The 15,359-nt window shown below is 72.3% G+C and carries 7 protein-coding genes, 1 tRNA gene and 1 pseudogene; 6 read left to right on the top strand and 3 right to left on the bottom strand.

Features of this window, described 5'->3' with window-relative positions:
• Positions 1-17: 17 nt before the first annotated feature.
• Positions 18-6,107 carry a beta strand repeat-containing protein gene (locus tag RI138_RS29830; protein ID WP_311122378.1) on the bottom strand — a complete coding sequence of 2,030 codons (6,090 nt, stop codon included), beginning with the start codon at positions 6,105-6,107 and terminating at the stop codon, positions 18-20.
• Positions 6,108-6,463: 356 nt separating this feature from the next.
• Here RI138_RS29830 and RI138_RS29825 point away from each other — a divergent pair, with 356 nt between their 5' ends.
• Together RI138_RS29825 and RI138_RS29820 are read left to right on the top strand one after the other, a co-directional pair.
• Positions 6,464-7,861, top strand: a complete 1,398-nt coding sequence (locus RI138_RS29825) for a hypothetical protein (protein ID WP_311122377.1) — start codon at positions 6,464-6,466, stop codon at positions 7,859-7,861.
• A 241-nt stretch (positions 7,862-8,102) separates the two neighbouring features.
• Positions 8,103-9,002, top strand: a complete 900-nt coding sequence (locus RI138_RS29820; RefSeq protein WP_311122376.1) for an SCO0930 family lipoprotein — start codon at positions 8,103-8,105, stop codon at positions 9,000-9,002.
• Positions 9,003-9,298: 296 nt separating this feature from the next.
• Here the strand turns inward: RI138_RS29820 and RI138_RS29815 are convergent.
• Positions 9,299-9,372: transfer RNA gene (locus RI138_RS29815), tRNA-Pro, on the bottom strand.
• 49 nt (positions 9,373-9,421) lie between these two features.
• Entirely contained in the window at positions 9,422-12,076 is a 2,655-nt protein-coding gene (locus tag RI138_RS29810; protein ID WP_311122375.1) for an ATP-binding protein, read from the bottom strand.
• Between the two features lie 110 nt (positions 12,077-12,186).
• Between RI138_RS29810 and RI138_RS29805 the strand changes: the two genes are divergently transcribed.
• The 4 genes and pseudogenes from RI138_RS29805 to RI138_RS29790 form a co-directional block, all read left to right on the top strand.
• Positions 12,187-12,666 carry a DUF309 domain-containing protein gene (locus tag RI138_RS29805; protein ID WP_311122374.1) on the top strand — a complete coding sequence of 160 codons (480 nt, stop codon included), beginning with the start codon at positions 12,187-12,189 and terminating at the stop codon, positions 12,664-12,666.
• A gap of 84 nt (positions 12,667-12,750) precedes the next feature.
• Positions 12,751-13,185 (top strand): hypothetical protein, encoded by a 435-nt coding sequence (locus RI138_RS29800; RefSeq protein WP_311122373.1) that lies wholly within the window; start codon positions 12,751-12,753, stop codon positions 13,183-13,185.
• Entirely contained in the window at positions 13,182-15,098 is a 1,917-nt protein-coding gene (locus tag RI138_RS29795) for a DUF2264 domain-containing protein (protein WP_311122372.1), read from the top strand. Before RI138_RS29800 ends, RI138_RS29795 begins: the two co-directional genes overlap by 4 nt.
• Before the next feature lie 6 nt (positions 15,099-15,104).
• A pseudogene (locus RI138_RS29790) lies at positions 15,105-15,320 on the top strand (response regulator transcription factor); the annotation flags it as partial.
• Positions 15,321-15,359: the final 39 nt, after the last annotated feature.

Raw genomic sequence — 15,359 nt, 5'->3', positions numbered from 1 at the left:
CGGTTCGGGCATGCGGTTCAGCCTTTGATGGGGGCTTCTTCCGGGGGATTCGCCAATTCGGTGTCCTGGTTGGAGTTGACGGCGCCGATCGTTTTCGTGGGCACCGAGGAGAGCGGAACCTCGGGACCTTTGGTCTTGAATCCGTGGTCGTTCTCGATCTTCTTTCCGGCCAGTGAATTGCCCACGCCGTAACCGAGTTTGATACCCGCGTTCTCCGCGGCGGTCTGTGCGTCGGCACCCTTGGCGCCCACTTCGTAGCCGAAGATGACGGCCTGGCCGACCACGCCCTTGAGGATGCTGGTGAGAGCCTCGTAGCCGTATTCGTGGAGATCGGTGACGGAGGTGGGGCCGCCCGCGTAGGCGTGATAGTCGTGGATCGCCGTGTGCTGCTCGTTGAAGGAGCCGTTGGCGTCGATCTCGGTGATGGTCTTGCCGTTGGCGTCCTTCACCTGCGCGGAGCCGTTGTTGTCGACCTTGACGTCGAACGTGACCGGGGCGCCGTTGGCGTCGGTCGTCGTGACGGTGCCCTCGACGCCGTCCTTGGTGACGGTGAAGGTGGTGTTCTCTCCGCCCGCGGTATTGCTGAACGAGGTGCTGCCGTCCGGGTTCTGCGTGATGGTGACGGTGCCCGCCTGGTCGGTGGTGGTGGCGCCACCGTTGGCGAAGGTGGTGGTGGCGCCACCGTTGGCGGAGGTGACGACGGGGACTGCGCCCGGGCCGCCGCCGGTCACCGTGGTGCCGTTGCCGAAGGTGATCTGTGCGGGTCCGGCGGGCCCTTCCTGCCCTGCTCCGGGCTGCGCCGGCTGAGCCACGCCACGCCCGGTGAGAGTGCCGTCCGGTCCGACGGTGACCTGGTCGCCGGGCTGGTCGCTGCCGGGCACGGACACGTCGAAGCTGCCGTCGCTGTTGGCCTTCACGTCGAACGAGCCGCCGTGGACGGTGGAGGCTCCCTTGCCGCCGACGGGGATGTCCGCGGAGGGACCGCCGCCGGAACCGCCGACCGTGAAGGTCTCGGGGCCCGGCCCGGGCCCATGGTTGAAGGGGTTGTGCGGACCGTCCAGGATGTCGGACTTCTGGCCCGGTGTGCCGGCGTTCTCCACGTCGCCGGGGCTCTTGCCGAGGGTGGTGTTGTTGGTGTCCACGCCGGTGCTGCCGCCGTAGAAGCCGTCGTGGTGGACGACGGGGCCGCCGCCGGGGGTGGGCACGGTGATCCCGCCGTTGCCGTCGCCGGTGACCGTGCTGATGCCGGGGCCGCCGCCGATCGGGTTGCCCGCCGTGTCGATCGGAAGGTTGGTGACCGGGTCGACGTGGGTGCCGGAGGGGCCGAGGCCGGTGACGCCGCCGGGTGCGAAGCTTCCGGTGGCCGGTCCGTAGGTGACGGAGAACTCTCCGTCTGGTCCTCCGCCCCCGTTCGGGCCGTGCACCACGGTGCTGCCGGGCTCGTGGACCGGGTCGGCGCCGTGGGTGGTGATCGTGGGGCCGTCCGGGCCGTTGGACAGGGTGTTCTGGCCACCGGTCATCTCCGGTGACCCGAACAGGCCCCAGCCCTCCTGCTGCGGGGTGTTGACCGTCACCTGGGTGGGGGTGCCGGTGATGTCGGCGCCGCTCGGCGAGTTGCCGACCGTGGCCTGGCCGTTGTTGTCGACGGTGTGGCCGACGCCGGAGTCGTGGTGGACACTCGTCGTGGCCGGACCGGTGCCGTCGTTGCCGATGGTGGTGGTGAACCCGTCATTGCTCAAGGTGGTGGTCTGTCCGTCCGTCGAGGCGGTGGCACCACTCGTGTTGGTGATCGTGCTGGGGGCAGGCGCGGGCAGGGGGCCGCCACCTGCGGGGGCGGGGCGCGGCGGCACCTTCGCCTCGGACCCGTCGGGGGTCTGTGCGGTGATCGTGCCGTCGGCGCCCGAGGTGACGGTCGTGGGTGGGCCGCCGGGTGCCTGCTGGTGGGTGATGGTGACGTCGCCGCCCGGGCCGACCGTGGTCGTGACGCCCTGGGTGCTGATCCCGTTGGCACCGAGATCGGCTTGCGCGCCGCCGGCCGAGGTGTCGGTGAACGTGGCCACCGGTTGGTTGGCGGCGTCGGTGCCGGCCGTGATGGTGACCGGGCCGCTGGTGACGGTGCCGGTGCCGTCCACGCTGAAGGCGCCGTTGTTGTCGGCCGCGGTGGTGCCGTTCGCACCGGTGGTGACGGTGCTGTTGGGGCCCGCCGGTGCGTGGTTGGTGATGGTGCCGTCGTTGTTGAGCGTGCTGTTCGCGGTGTTGGCGCCGTTGACGTCCGTCTGGGCGCCGTTCCCGGTCAGCGTGCTGGTGCTGCCGCCGGACGTGGTGACCTGTGTCGGGTTGCCTCCGGCGGCCGGATGGACGGTGACCGAGGCGGGGCCGCCCTGCGGTCCGACCGTGGTCGGCCCGTTCCCGCCCGTACTCACCGACGTACCGTTCTGGTGGACGGTGGTGACCCCGTTCGACCCCTGGCCGACCTGGACCGGGTTGACGGTGCCCACACTGCCGCTGATCCCCAGCGGACCGTGACCCGCCTGGATCGGACCGTTGCCGACAGTCGTGGCGCCGTTGGCCCCGACCGTGACCGTGGTGGGGTTCGGACCCCCCGTGTCGACTGTCTGGGTGCCCGCTGCCGCGGGTGCGGACTTGGTGACGGATCCGTCGCCGTGGACGCTGGTGGTGCTGCCGTCGACGGTGGTGACCTGGGCGGGGCCGCCGTTCGACGGCGGATGGACGGTGACCGAGGCGGGGCCGCCCTGCGGTCCGACCGTGGTCGGCCCCTTCCCGCCCGTACTCACCGACGTACCGTTCTGGTGGACGGTGGTGACCCCGTTCGGCCCCTGGCCGACCTGGACCGGGTTGACGGTGCCCACACTGCCGCTGATCCCCAGCGGACCGTGACTCGCCTGGATCGGACCGTTGCCGACGGTCGTGGTGCCGCCGCTGCTGACCGTCACGGTGACGCCGTTCGAGCCGTGGACGGTGACCGAGTGGCCGCCGGCGCTGTCCACGGAGATGGTGGTGTTGCCCGCGTTCACCGGATGTCCGGGGGTCGGCTGCGGCACGGCGGGCGGGACCGGGTTGCCCTGCGCGTCGTTGGCCGTAATGGTCCCGTCTGCGGCAACGCTGATCTCCTGGCCGCCGTGCGCGATGCTCGCCGAGCCGTCGTTGTTGACCGTGGTCGAGCCGCCGATGGTGACACCGTCCGCGCCGTGGCTGACCCCGCCGACGTGGAACTTTCCGCTGGGACTGATGGTGAATGCCGTTCCGTCCGGGGCGCTGAACGTGATGTCGAACGGCGAGAAGGCGACCTTGCCGCCGGGGCCCGTGGCCGTACCACCGCCGTTGCCGTCCGTGGTGATCCCCTGGACGGTGATGCCGCCGTCCGCGCCGACCGAGACCGGTGGCTGGCCGCCCGGCGGCGTCACGTCGAGTCCGCCGGCGGGCTTGGCGGAGACGGCGGTACCGTCGGGGCCGGTGAACGTGACCGGGGCCACACCGTGCGGGCCCACGGCGATGTCCCCGTTCGGGTTGACCGTGACCGGCGGCTGAGTGCCGGAGGGGTTCACGTCGATCTGGCCCTGGGGGTTGACGGTGACCGTACCGCCGTCGGGCGTGCTGAGCTTGATGTCGGTGGGCGAGAACTGCACGTTCCCCCCGCCGCCGGTGGCCGTGCCGCCGCCACCGCCGTCGGTGGTGATGTTGCCGGTGGTGATGCCGCCGTCCGGGCCGACCGAGACCGGCGGCTGACCGCCCGGCGGCGTCACGTCGAGCGAGTGGCCGGGACCGTTGAACTGCACTGTTTCGGGGGTGGGGCCGCCGGTGGTGACCGTGAACCCCGTGGGGTCGAGCGTGGTGGTGGGGCCGCCCGGTGTGGTGATGGTGGCACCGCCGCCCGGTGTGATGCCGGTGACCACGTTGGTGTCGGTGAAGGTGACCGGGCCGCCCGCGCCGTTCGGGGGCACATCGGCCTTCTGGCCGCCGCCGTCACCGTTGACGACACTCACGTTGCCGTTGGTGCCTACGGTGGCCTGCGTGCCGTCGGGCAGGGCGAATCCGCCGCCCGGATTCCCCGTGTTGCCGTTGAGCGTCGTGTTTCCGAAGGTGATGTCGACGTTTCCGTCGGCAGGGTTGTGGGTCACCACCGGCTGGCCCGCCGGGGGGCCGTTGAACACCGAGTTGACACCGTTCTGGTTGTCCGCGCCGAGCCCGCCGCCCTCCACCGCCACGGAAGCGCCGTTGTCGGTCACGGTGAGACCGGCCGGGTTGGAGACCGTGTTGTTGTTGACGGTGAACTCCGGTGTGGGGCCCCCGCCGTCGCCGCCGGGCGAGCTGAACGTCGTCGTGCCGTCGGGCGCCCGGTCGACCGCGCCGAACGGTCCGGAGGTCGTGAAGCCGCCGTTCGGGCCCAGCTCCGTGGAGAGCGCGGGCTTCTCCGACGGCGCGGGCGCGAACTCGCCGCCGAGCCCGCCGGTGATCTTCTCCTTCACGGTCGGGCCCTGGATCGGGGTGGTGATCGTCGTCGTGGTGCCGTTGGAGGTGATGACGTCGCCGGCCGGGCTCTTGATGGTGTTCGTGCCGTCCTCGGTCGTCGAGGTGAACCCGTCGGGTGTCGTGGTGGTCGTCGAGGTCTGCGGCGGCGGGACTCCGAAGGGCAGCTCGTCGGGGGCCTGCACCTGGTCGGCTTTGGGGCCGGGCGGGGTGATCTTCGACTCGGTCTTCGCGCCGTCCGGGGTCGTGACCTTCGTCTTGACCTCGCCCGTGGTGGGGTCCGACTTGGTCGTGCCGTTGATGCCGTGGAAGCCGGTCTTCTGCGCGCCCTTGGTCTCGGAGAACAGGACGTTGACGGGTTTGAACTGGCCGTCGACGACACCGAGGCTGTTGACGGAGAACGCCTTGTCGATGTTGCTCTTGAACTTGCCCTTGGTGGTGAAGGCGTCCTTGATGCTGGTGGCGAACTTCGTCCCGCCGAACAGCGTGAGGGCACCGGCCGTGCCGGCGCCGAGCGCGGCGCCCGTGGCGGCCGAGGCGACGTCGAACTTCTTCCCGTCGATCAGTGCGGTGAGTCCGCTCGCCAGGAAGCCGAGGGAGAACTCGGTGGTCACGTCGATCGCGAACTTGGCGCCGAGCGCCAGACCGGGGGACGTCTTGAGGCCCACGAGCCCCTTGGCCAGCGGGTCGATGGTCTTGCGGATGAACGTCGAGCTCTTCAGTGCGGCCGTGACCGCGCCGGAGGCCGTTCCGACGCCCTTGCCGACCTTGGCCAGGAACGGCGCGAACTTCGCCAGCTTGCCCGCGGCGCCGACGAGCTTCCCGAGGCCGCCGAGCAGGACTCCGCCGGGCACGAGGGTCAGCAGACCGATGATGATCTCACCGGCGTCGATCTTGCCCTGCGACACCATCCGGATCACCGACACGGCGAACAGGATCGCGCCGAGGATGAGACCCACGACCGGGAAGAACACGGCGACGATGCCGATGATGACACCGGCGATGATCTCCACCACCGGGTTGTCCGCGAGGAAGTCACCGAACTGCTTGACGAAGTCCCGTGCGGGGATGGCCTGTTCGGCGGCCTCATCGAGGATGATCGTGGCCTTGGCGGACCCGTCCTCACGCATCCGCTGTGCCGCGCGGCCGAGGTCCTCGGCGGCCGACAGCGCCTCCTTCGCGGCATTCACCTCGCCCTGCTGAGTCTGGTGGGTCTCGGCCTGCTCCGGGGTGGCGTCAGCCGCCAGCGGAGGGACCACCGCCTTCGCGGTGGCGGCGACCTCCTGGCCCTGGTCGATGGCCCGGTCCAGCAGATCCTGGGCGCCGGTCAACGTGTTCGCGTACTCGTCGTAGGCGCCCGCCGCCGTACGAAAGGAGTCGCGGGTCTTCTCCAGGAGCCCCGGGAGGTCCCGCGTGATCCTCGTCCTCAGCGCGTCCATCGCCTGGCCCTTGCCCCGGCGCAGCGCCCCGTCCGCGCGCAGCAGGTCGACCGCCTCGCCCGCTCCGTCGCCCAGTTCCTGATAGGTCCTGGCCAGCGTTCTGATCGCCTCCGGGTTCCCGGGGGTCGGGTCCTCACCGAACCCGAGCACCTCCCAGCCCGTGGTGTGCCGACGCGCCATGTCCAACTCCTCTCGGCTACACGCCCGTTCGGCACCCCCTAACGGGGCGGTCGACGATTCGGTTCAGCTCGTTGAACCGACTCGCGGCGCCACGCGTGTGACGGCCGACGCATCAGCGATGCGCGTCACCTGGCCCCGTACGGAGGAGGACGAGAAGGATGCGCGACACCCCGGGAACAACGAACGAAGCACGGCGGCCGGCGTCGCGGCGGACGGCTGCGAGGGTGACGGCGCTGTGCGGCCTGGCTGCCGTCACCTGGCTGGCACTGCCCTCACCCGCGCAGGCGCTCCCATCCGCACCCGCTCCGGTTTCCGTACGTGCTCTGGCCTCTTCTCCGGCGCTTGCGGCGGGGCGGATGCGCCCTTCCCTGGCGCTGCGGGCCGACGAGGTGACGAAGTACTACATGATCAAGTCCGCACAGGAGAACGGCGGCGAGCAGGAGACTCTGTTCGGGATCGCCGAACGCACACTCGGCGACGGCGACCGGTTCGAGGAGATCCTGGTCCTCAACAGCGGGCGCCAACTGCCGGACGGTTCGGCTTTCGTGAGCCCCGACCAGCTGACGCCGGGCTACGCGCTGATCCTGCCGGAGGACGCGAACGGGCCCGGTGTGGAGGTAGGCGTCCTGCCCGAGGAGGACGCCGCCCCGGCGGAGCGCTCCGAGCAGAGCGCCGCCCCCGCGCCCCGCCCCGCCGCAGGCCGGAGCTCGGGTACGTTCGCCGGGCTCGGCGACCGGCTCGGGTCACCCTGGCTGATCGGAGGTGTCGTCGGTGCCGCGCTGCTGACCGTGGTGATCGTCGCACGGCGTCCGATCGGTCGCGCCCTGCGCGCCACCAGCTCCGGGATCGCTCGGGCCGCGCGGGTACTGCGGCCGCGGTTGCCGCGCCGTCTGGCGCTCGCGCTGCGGCGGCGCCGGCGTGCCGTGCTCGCGCGACGGCTCGCGGCCGACACCCGTACGCCGGTGATGGTGCGGCAGGCGCTGCGCGAACTCATGCCCGCGGACACGGCGGAGACGGAGCGTCCGGTGCGGGTCTACAGCGTGCTCGCCGAACCCACGAAGCTGCTGGCGTCGGTGTCCGGGGCGCACACGGCGCCCGCGCCGTGGACCGCGCTCGAAACGAACCGCTGGGAGCGCACGGGACTTCCCGCTGTCGTCGAGGGCGACCCCACAGCGGGTGTGGCCCTCACGCTGCCGCACCTCGCCCGGATCGGGGTGAGCGAGCGGGGTGCGCAGGTCATGGTGGACCTCGGGCAGATCAACGGCGCGCTCAGTGTCAGCGGCGACCTCGTCGTCGCCCAGGACGCCGTGGCGGCCTTGGTACGCGGCCTGCTCGAACTGCCGCGGCAGAGCACGGTGATGGTGTCCGTGGACCCGAGCGCGAGCGCGCTGCCCGGCCTCAACGGTTTGGTCAGGGTCCGCTCCGTCTCGGAGGTGAAGGGCAAGGCCCCCGAGGAGGTGCTCGACTCGGCCGAGGATCTGGGCGTCGGCATGGTGCGCGGTGCGGCACGCACCGGCGAGGTCACGGGCTTCATCGTCGTCCAGAACGCGCCCACCGCCGAGGAGGCCAGGGCGCTCGCGGACCTCTCGACGCCGGAGGGCGGCGGCTGGATCGTGCTGACGGTCGGCGACGTACCGGGGGCCCACTGGCGGTGGTACGCGGAGAACGACGGCATCGTCGATCTGGGGGTCCTGGGTCTGCGGGTGGTCGTTCCCACCCAGGCCCTGGCAGGGGCCGGCACGGGGCGGGTCTGACCGCTCGCGACCCGCCCGAAGAATTCCCCGGGAATCCTTCCGCTGGATTGAACCTCCCCGCCCCAGCTGCCGTTTCCACAGTGGCAGTGAGAGTGACCGACAGGGCGCCTTTCCGCTCCCATGAACCCCGCCCCGGCAGTCGGCCTACTCCTCCCCTGCTGCCGGGGCGGCCCATCACATCAGCAATTCAATGCTTTCTGCGAAATTCCGCTTCTGCGAGAAGCCCGAAAGAGGGATATCCATGCGTGCATTCACCTCAGTCCCGGTCGCGTTCACGGTTACCGCGGTCCTCCTGACGGCGGGCTGCGGAAGCTCCCCGGACACGGCAGCGACCACCACCGGCTCCGCCGAACGCGCCGCCTCGACGAACAACGGTGCGCAGCCCTCCCGGGCGGGCCGCCTCAGCGTCTGGAAAAGCGAACAGCTGGGCCCGGTCGTGACGGACGGCGCGGGCTTCACCCTGTACCGCTTCGACAAGGACACGTCGAAGCCTCCCACGTCCAACTGCGCGGGCGAGTGTGCGGCGGCCTGGCCGCCCGTACTCGCCGACGGCGCGAAGGCGGGCCTCGGCATCGACCCCGGACTGCTCGGCTCGGTGAAGCGCGCCGACGGCACGAAGCAGCTGACGCTCGCAGGATGGCCCCTGTACCGCTACGCGCAGGACACTGCGCCCCGGCAGACCCGCGGCCAGGGCGTCGGTGGCACCTGGTTCTCGGCCGCGCCCGACGGCACGAAGGCGCAGACACCGGCACCGGCGCCGGAGGCGGAACCGAGTGAGCCCAAGGACCTGCCCGCACTGTCCACCGTCGACGACGCGGAGCTCGGCGAGATCGTCCGCGACGACAAGGGGCGTACGCTCTACCGCTTCACCAAGGACACCGCCTGGCCGATGAAGTCCAACTGCGTGGGCGCCTGTCTGGAGAAGTGGAAGCCGGCCGAGCTCGTCGACAAGAAGGACGTCGAGGGCATCGCCCCGAAGCTGGTCATCCCGTACGTCCGCCCCGACGGCACGAAGCAGCTCACCATCGACTGCTGGCCGCTCTACTGGTTCACCGGCGACGAGAAGCCCGGCGACACCACCGGCCAGGGCGTGAACGGCACCTGGTTCGCTGTTCGACCGAACGGGAAGCTGGCGAAATAGTCGCAGGCCCGGCCGACGCCTCCCCCGGCCCAGGGCACCCGGTGGCCGATCTGCGCACCGCTCGGCCACCGGAGAGGCCGCCGTTTCCCCCCGGTCTCACCACGCAGGATCACGGCCGCCGGAGCGGTGCTCTCTGCCCGCTTCGGCGTGCTGCGCGCGCCTCGCTCGCTGCCGACCCCTCATCGCCGTGACCCGCCGCCCCGGTCAAGGCCGCTGGTTCCCAACTGGTCCCAGAAATGATCAAGGGCCGGTTTCGGATTGCTCCGAAACCGGCCCTGACCTGCGACTGTCTCCAGTCGGGACGACAGGATTTGAACCTGCGACCCCTTGACCCCCAGTCAAGTGCGCTACCAAGCTGCGCCACGTCCCGCCGCGTTCCCTCCCGGTTCCCCGGGCGGCCGCGCAGGACAAACATTACCTCACTCCGAGGACCGGATCGACGCCCGTGCCCGCTGGGCGCGGGCGGCCAGCCCCTCGGCCCCGCAGGTCATCGCCTGCTTCTGGGCGCGGGCCAGTTCCCGGTGGGAGCCGATCGCGATGCCGTATTCGACCCGGGCGAGGGCGTGCTCGTAGGCGGAGGGCGACTTCTCCAGGTGGCCCACCGCATCGGCGAGCAACTGGACGGACTGCTCCGGCGGTGCGAAGAGCGAGACGCAGCGCAGGGCCTCGCCCAGGGCGGTGGGGGTACCGAACCGTTCCGCGTGCACCCGGGCGCGGGCGGCCAGATGGGACGCGCGGGCCGGGTCCTCGTCTGCCAGGGCGCGGGCCAGATCGCCCGCCCAGGGAGCCCAGATGCCGTTGAACCGTTCGCGCGGCTCCAGGGCTGCGCCTGCCGATTCGAGCTCGGCGACGGCCTCCGCCTTGCGGCCCTCCGCCAGGAGCAGACGGCCTCGTACGCACGGGGCGTCGGGCAGCACCATGGCACTGGGGTAGGGCGGGCCGAAGGCGTACCGGTCGGCGACCCGGCGGGCCTCCTCGATCCGGCCGCGGGCCAGCAGGGTGTCGATGAGCAGGCACGCCGCGTCCCAGTGCACGGGCAGCCCGGAGCCGACACGGTCGGCGAGACGGAGCCCTTCGCGCAGAAAGCCCTCGGCCTCGGCGAGGCGGCCGCGACGGCGGTGGACCATGCCGAGCAGGGTGTGGGCGAACGCCAGGTGGGCCCCGCTCCAGCCGGAGATCTCGAAGGCCCGGACGGCTTCGCCGAAGAGGCTCTCGGCGCGGTCGAGCTGGTCGGTGAAGGCGTAGGTGATGCCGACCATGGTGGGGAGCTCGAAGCCCCACTCGGAGTCGGTCCAGCCGAGACCGCGGGCGGGGCTGCCGTCGATCAGGGCGCGTTCGCAGAGGTCGACGATGAGTTGGGCGTTCTCGCCGCGCAGCATCGCGTCGAAGGCCCGCAGGGTGAGCAGGGCCCGCTCGGAGTTGTCGCGGCCCTTGAGGTGGTCGGCGTTGCGGGCGAGCCGCCGGGAGCGGGCCGGTCCGTCGTCCTCGGAGGCCTGCATGCCCTCCCACATGAAGTGCGCGGCCTGGAGGCGCATCAGCCCGGGGCCGGGTGCGGTACGGCCCGCCTCGGCGGCCAGCGAGAGCGCCGCGTCCTTGAGCTGGTTGTTGTGGGCGAGCGCGGCGGCGAGCCGGAAGGTGGCGTCGACGCGCAGGCCGTCGTCGAGTCCCGGCATGTCGAGGGCGGCACGCAGGTACTGGACCGTGGTGGGCGGTGAACTGAGCAGGGTCGCACAGCCCAGCTCGTAGAGGAGGACCGCCCGGTCCTTGGGGCGGGGCGGCTCCTCCAGGGCCCGTTCCAGACAGCGCCTGGCCGCTTCGGGGGCGCCGACCGCGAGGTGCTGCCTGGCGGCTTCCCGCAGCTGAGCGACCAACTCCTGGTCGTCGTCCGGGTGGACCTCCAGCAGATGCCGGGAGGCCGCGGCGGCCCCGAGACCGGCCCGGGTGATCGCCCAGGCGGCACGCCCGTGCATGGCGGTGCGGGTGGCGGGCGGGATGGAGCGGTAGACCGCGGTGGCGATCAGCGGATGCACGAACTCCAGGGGGTCGAAGCCGCTGACGATACGGGCGTCGCGCAGCCGGGCCGTGCAGTCGGCGGCCTCCGCCGAACTCATCCCGGCGAGGGTGGCCGCCAACTCCTGGGAGATGTCGGTGCCGAGGACGGCGGCCGCCCAGGCGAAGCGGTTGGCGTTGGTGCCCAGCCGCTCCAGACGGGCCACGAGCCCGCTGCCCCGGGCGGAGGCGCCCAGCTCCCGCAGCTCCCCGGCCGATTCCTCCACCGGTGGCAGCTCGCGGTCCTGGACCTTGGCGACCAGCTCGACCGCCTCGTACGGGTTCCCGCCGGTCACCGCCCACACCTCGCGGCAGAACGGGTCGTCGGCGTGCTCGCCGAGCCCTGCGCGGACCAGTACGGCGGTGGCGTCGGGGGTCAGGGCCCGCAGGGCGACCCGGTTCACCTTGCCGTGGCCGCCGGAGTCACGCTCGGCCTCGCGGTCGGCGATGTAATTGGCGTCGCGTTCGGCCAGTTCCTGCGGGCGGTGCGCCTGGACGACAAGGACCGGGAGTTCACCGAGGCGGGCGGTGAACGAGCCCAGCCAGGCGAGGGATTCGCCGTCCGCCCAGTGGGCGTCGTCCACGATGAGGAGCAGCGGCCGGTGGCTCAGCCGGGAGGCGAGCCGGCCGACGACGAAGTCCAGGCCGTCGCGCACACCCTGCGGGTCGAGCTGCCGGCCGCTCGGCTCGGCGAGTCCGAGGGCGGGCGCGGTGGTCTCGTACCAGTCGCCGAACAGGGCCCGGGTCTCGTCGGGCGGGAACCGGTCGAACGCGGGCTGCAACAGCTGCCGCACGACATGGAACGGCACGGAGGTGACGGTCTCGCCGCCACGGGCGGACCAGACGGTGCAGCGGTCGGCGGCCATCGCCTGGATCTCCGCGAGCAGCGCGGTCTTGCCGATCCCGGCCTCTCCGCTGAAGACCAGCAGACCGCCGACGGCCTGCGCACCGCACAGGGCGTCCACCGCCTCGGCAGCGGCGGCGAGTTCCGGTTCACGTTCGTACAACGGCCGGGACGGCTTCATGCCCACCCTTCCCACAGAGGCAGTCTTCTCGACGGTCGAGCCTAGTCGTGCGCGGGTGCTCACCGACAGGGTTCGCACGATTCCTTGCAGGTGCGGGGCACAATCGAGTAGTGAACGAGACGCGCAGAGACCGTGATGCCGAGGGCCGGGCGCGCAATGCGCGCCCCCGCGACGGGCTGGGGCGCCCGCTGCCGTACGGGACGCCCGGCGTCGAACGGCAGCCGGAGGGGGTCGTCCGGACGCCTCCGGAAACGCTCCGGGAGGCGCAGCGGCTGCTGGACGCGGGGATGCCGTTCCATGCGCACGAGGTGTTCGAGGACGCCTGGAAGTCGGGGCCGGAGAAGGAACGCGAGCTCTGGCGGGGGCTGGCCCAGCTCGCGGTGGGGCTGACCCACTCCGCGCGAGGCAACACCGCGGGCGGGGCACGGCTGTTGCGCCGGGGCGCAGGGGCGATCGCCCCGTACGCCGAGGCCGGGCCGCACGGGATCGCGGTCACCGGACTGACGGCCTGGGCCCGGGAGTTGGCGGACCGGGTGGATACGGGCCGGACGGTCGACGCGGCGGCGGAGGCGCCACGGCTACTGGGGTAGCGGGGGGGTGTGCGGGGCCCGCGCACGGCCGGAAGGAACGGGTCCGGGGGCCGGGGTGCCGGGCAGCTACTACGATCCGGCTCCATGAGCACTTCTGACCAGGACCAGCGCCGGGACCAGCGCGAGGACGAGCCGAAGGACGAGCCGTCCGCCGGCGACCGGGCCACCGCCGACGCACCGATAGCGGAACCCGAAGCCGTGGCCGCGCGCGCCTCGACCGCGGGAGCCGGGACGGCAGCGAGTGAACGGGGCACTGAGGAGAAGCGGCTCACACCGCGTCAGGCGAGACGGCTGCGGATCACCCTCTCCTCGGCGGGTATGGCGGCGATGGCCGTGGTGCTCGGCCTGCGGATCGCCAGCCGCTCCTCGGTGCTGGTCGTCGGTGTGTACGGGCTCGCGCTCATCCTGTGCGGTGTGGTCATCGAGCTCAGCAGGAACGGCCGGACCAGGCTGGGCAGTTGGCTTCTGGGGACGGGGCTGGTCGCCGCCGTCGGGGCGGACTGGATACTGCTTCCGTGAGGCGGTCCCGCACCTGTCCCTTCGGGCTACCCCCGGAAGACCGGGCGTCGAGTCCGTACACCGGCTACACCCGCGCCCACTGGGAAGCCGTCGCCGACGGGATGCTGGACGCGGCCTGGAAGTGGGCTACCCCGGGCGGGGCCCGGCTCGATCTGCCCGGCCCCCCGTCGCACTCCGGGGTCCGGTCCGACGGTCTTGAGGGGTACGCGCGAACGTTCCTGGCCGCCGGGTTCCGGGTCGCCGGAGCGGGTGGCGAGGACCCGAGCGGGCTGCTGGAGCGGTACGCCGAGGGGCTGGACGCCGGTACGCGCACGCCGGGGCGGGACGACGCGGAGTCCTGGCCGCTGATCCTGGACCACCATGTGCAGGGGCAGCCCATGGTGGAGTCCGCCTCGGTGGCGCTCGGGCTGAGGCTCACCCGCCCCTGGCTCTGGGACCGGCTGGCACCGGACGTACAGGACCAGGCGGAACGGTGGCTCCGGTGCGCGCTGCGGCACGTCCCCGCGGGCAACAACTGGTACCTCTTCCCGTACACCGTCGCCGGGTTCCTGGAGTCGGTGGGCCGGGGTGACGCGGAGACCGTGCGGGCCCGGGAGCGGGCCCTTGAGCTGCTGGAGAGCTGGTACCGGGGCGACGGCTGGTATGCCGACGGCGACGGGCGCGCCTTTGATCACTACAACGGCTGGGCGCTGCACCTGTATCCGCTGCTCGACGCGCATCTGGCGGGCGACGCGGGGGAGTCGGCGCGGCACGGGGCCCGGCTGCGCGAGTACCTGGAGAGCTTCTCGCTGCTGTTCGGCGGCGACGGGGCCCCGCTGTACTTCGGCCGCTCGCTGGCCTACCGCTTCGCCGCGAGCGCGGCCGTGGGCCTGGGCGCGGTGACCGGGCACACGCCGCTGGGCCCGGGGGCTTCCCGGCGGGTGGCCAGCGGGTCGCTGCGGTACTTCCTGGAGCGCGGGGCGGCAGGGGACGACGGTCTGCTGAACCTCGGCTGGCACGGCCCGCACCCGGCGACGCTCCAGACGTATTCGGGTCCCGCCTCGCCGTACTGGGCGTCCAAGGCGTTCGTGGCCTTGCTGGCCCCCTCCGGGCACCCGCTGTGGGCGTCGGCGGAGGAGGCGGCCCCGAGCGAGGGTCCCGACCGTGTGCTGTCCGTACCGGCCCCCGGGTTCCTGGTGCAGTCGACCCGGGCGGACGGGGTGGTGCGGCTGCACAACCACGGCAGCGACCATGTCCGCCCGGAGGAGGGCGAGTCGGCGGCCGACGAGGACCCGCACTACGCACGGCTCGCCTACTCCACGGTGTCCGGGCCGACGTCGGCGGCCAACCCGGCGGACAACCATCTGGCGGTGGCGGTCGGCGGGGCGCGCAGCGCACGTCGGCGCATCCATCCGCTCGGGTCCGGGCACGGCGACGGCTGGGGCTGGGCGGGCTCCTGGCACCGGCCGGTGTTCCCGGCGGGCCCGCCCACCGTCCCGGGGCTGCGGGTGGAGAGCGTGACCGTGGCGCGGGGCCGCCACGAGCTGCGGGTGCACCGGGTGCTGTTCGCGCCGGACGGGGCGCGGGCGGAGCTGACGGGGTGGGCGACCGGGCCCGGCGGACCGGTGCGCTCGCAGCTGCTCGGTCTGCACGGCTGGGACACGGCGGAGGCGGAGGACGTACGGGCCCCGCAGGGTACGGCGTTCACGCGCTGGGCGGCCGTGCCCCGACTGGCCGCCGACGTGACCGGCACGGCGGTCCTGGTGGCCCTCGCGTCCCTCACCGCCGAGCCGGACGCCGCCCCGCTGGACGGGGTGGTGGACCGGGTGGAGGTGACGGGTGACACGGTCACCGTGCACTGGGCGGAGGACGAGGCGCGGGCGCGGATCGCTTTCGGCCGTGGCACCACGGTGACGGTCGATCACAGCCCTTAGACGCTCCCTGGGGGGCTTACGCATCCGCACGAAGAGCGGACGGCCATGCACTGGTACGCCGCGGGGCCCGCGGCGAACTCCTCGAAGAAGATCGGCGAACTGCTCGTCATCAGCATCAGGACCGTGGAGCGCCACCGGGCCAACCCGCTCCAGAAGCTCGGCCTGCGCGACCGTCCTGAGCTGACGCGGTACGCGATCCGGGTGGGCCCGATCGAGCCGTGAGGAACGGGTGCGGGCAGTTCATGTGATTCTCACCCGGTC

Source organism: Streptomyces durocortorensis (assembly GCF_031760065.1).
GTDB lineage: Bacteria > Actinomycetota > Actinomycetes > Streptomycetales > Streptomycetaceae > Streptomyces.
This window is presented reverse-complemented; position numbering and strand designations above follow the sequence as displayed.